The organism is Micrococcus sp. HSID17227 (genome assembly GCF_003989405.1).
GTDB classification, from domain to species: Bacteria; Actinomycetota; Actinomycetes; order Actinomycetales; family Micrococcaceae; genus Micrococcus; species Micrococcus luteus.
The window spans coordinates 1-1,576 of the sequence record NZ_RBLN01000373.1 but is presented as its reverse complement, the minus strand read 5'-3'; the positions used below and the strand labels follow the sequence as shown (position 1 = coordinate 1,576).

General features: G+C 74.4%; 2 protein-coding genes. One reads left to right on the top strand and one right to left on the bottom strand.

The features are described 5' to 3' along the window. Positions 1-436, bottom strand: a 436-nt coding sequence (locus D8M29_RS11940; protein ID WP_174233358.1) for an SWIM zinc finger domain-containing protein, incomplete at its 3' end; no start/stop codon positions are given. Between the two features lie 134 nt (positions 437-570). On the opposite strand from D8M29_RS11940, the gene D8M29_RS11935 reads away from it, so the two are divergent. Then, positions 571-1,576: NAD(P)H-binding protein (locus tag D8M29_RS11935; protein WP_238693412.1), on the top strand; the 1,006-nt coding region annotated here is incomplete at its 3' end.

Sequence of the window (1,576 nt, the reverse complement as noted above, 5' to 3'; positions counted from 1 at the left end):
CGTCGTGGCCCCGGCCGGCGGGCGCGGGCAGCGCGTCCGCCGTGGTGACCATCTCGGCGAGCTTGCGGCGGGCGTCGTCGAGGGCCTGGTCGGCGTCGAGGCGGACCACCTGGTAGAGCGCGGCGGCCACGTGCTTGCAGTCCGTCCCGACCGGGCACGTGCAGCGCCCGCCCACCGGCTCCATGAGGGCGCCGGCGCCGTCCTCGGCGGCGTCGTCGTAGGCCTCCTGCAGCTGCACCTGCACCCGGTAGGGGCTGGGCGCGGTGCCCTGGACGGAGGCGCTCAGACGGCCGGTGGCGGCGTCATAGCGCAGGCGCCCCACGGCACCCGACGCGGCCACGGCGAAGCCGCGGTCCGCACTGGTGGGCCCGACGACGGCGCGGATGGCCTCGGTGCGCAGGTGCGGCAGGACGTCTCCGGAATCTGCAGTGGCCATAGCGAGCAGTCTTTCACGGACCGTGCCGGGCCCGCTCCGACCGACGCAGGTCCGGCGGCGTGCCCACTCACGGGCCCCGGGTCCGCACACCTGAGACCTTCAGCCCGACCCGCCCCGGACCCTAGAGTGCGCCCATGGCGTCCACACAGCCCTCCCCCGTCCCCGCCGGTGCCACGCCGGCGTCCCACACCTCCCCCCTCGGCCTGTCCCTGCCGGACGGCCGGGGCCGTCGCGTCCTCGTCACCGGTGCCACCGGGTACGTGGGCGGGCGCCTCATCCCCGAGCTGCTCGCCGCCGGCTTCGACGTCCGGGCCGGCGCCCGGAACCCCTCCGTCCTCGCGGACCGACCGTGGTCGGACAGCATCGAGGCGGTGGAGCTCGACCTCACCGAGGCGGACCTCGTCGAAGCCGCCATGCAGGACGTGCACACCGTGCTCTACCTCGTGCACTCCATGGGCGGGGGCGGCGACTTCGTGGCCCAGGAGCAGCGGATCGCGGACATCGTGGGCACCGCCGCGGACACGGCCGGCGTGGCCCAGCTCGTCTATCTCTCCGGCCTGCACCCGGACACGGTCCCCGTCGCGGAGCTGTCCGACCACATGCGCTCCCGCGCCCTCGTGGCCGAGCGTCTCGAGCGGGCGGCGACCCCGGCGCTGACGTTCGAGGCCGGGGTGATCATCGGCTCGGGCTCCACCTCGTTCGAGATGATCCGCCATCTCGCCGAGCGGCTGCCCGTGATGCCCGGCCCGTCCTGGCTGAGGAACCGGGTGGAGCCGCTGGCCATCCGCGACGTCCTGTACTACCTCCTGCAGGCCTGCGCCCTCCCGGAGCCCGTGCAGCTGAGGGCCCAGATCGGCAACGGACACCCCCAGTCGTTCGCGAGCGTGCTGGTGGACTACGCCAAGGCCGCCGGCCTGTCCCGACGCATCGTGATCCCCACCCCGTTGCCCTTGAAGACCCTGGCGGGCTTCTGGATCGGCATGCTGACCCCCATCCCGGTCGCGGTGGCCCTCCGCCGAGCGGCTGCCCGTGATGCCCGGCCCGTCCTGGCTGAGGAACCGGGTGGAGCCGCTGGCCATCCGCGACGTCCTGTACTACCTCCTGCAGGCCTGCGCCCTCCCGGAGCCCGTGCAGCTGAGG